This window comes from Aurantimonas aggregata (genome assembly GCF_010500835.1).
Lineage (GTDB): Bacteria > Pseudomonadota > Alphaproteobacteria > Rhizobiales > Rhizobiaceae > Aurantimonas > Aurantimonas aggregata.
Window position 1 is genome coordinate 1 of sequence record NZ_JAAAMJ010000090.1, and the last position, 668, is coordinate 668.

1 protein-coding gene is annotated in these 668 nt (G+C 64.1%); it reads left to right on the plus strand.

Annotated elements, in window-relative coordinates; translation table 11 throughout:
- Window positions 1-628, plus strand: a 628-nt coding sequence (locus GTW51_RS23390; protein ID WP_163046413.1) for a DDE-type integrase/transposase/recombinase, incomplete at its 5' end; no start/stop codon positions are given.
- Window positions 629-668 lie beyond the last annotated feature (40 nt).

Genomic DNA, 668 nt, shown 5'->3' on the forward strand with positions numbered 1-668 from the left:
TGAGGGGCGCCCGACAGTCAATGCCAAACGGGTGCTACGCATCATGCAGCATCACGGCCTGACGCTGGAGCGCCACACGGCGCGTCGTCCTGGCCGAACGCATGACGGCGTGGTCATCGCGCTGCGCTCGAACGTGCGCTGGTGCTCGGACCATCTGGAGATCCACGCCCGCAACCGCGAAGTCGTGCGCATTCTCTTCGTCCTAGATGCCTGCGACCGCGAGATCATCGCCTGGTCGGCCGTGGCGCAGGCCGGCATCTCCGGCGAGATGGTGCGCGATCTCATGATCGCCGCGGTCGAACGCCGCTTCGGCACGACCAAGGTTCCGCATGCCGTCGAATGGCTGTCGGACAACGGCAGCGCCTACATCGCCAAAGATACCGCGGACACCGCAAGGGCCCTCGGCCTGACGCTCCTCTTCACGCCGGTCCGCAGCCCAGAGTCCAACGGTATGTCCGAGGCCTTCGTCAAAACGCTAAAACGCGACTACGCCGGCATCAGCATTCTGCCCGATGCCGACACCATTCTCGCCTTGCTCCCCGACTGGATCGAGGATTATTGCGAGGTCCACCCGCACTCAGGATTAAAGTTCCGCTCGCCGCGCGAGTTCATCAGGCTCAGTGCCTAAACCCAACCGCCGCTTGTCCGGCGAAATGGGGTGCACTCCA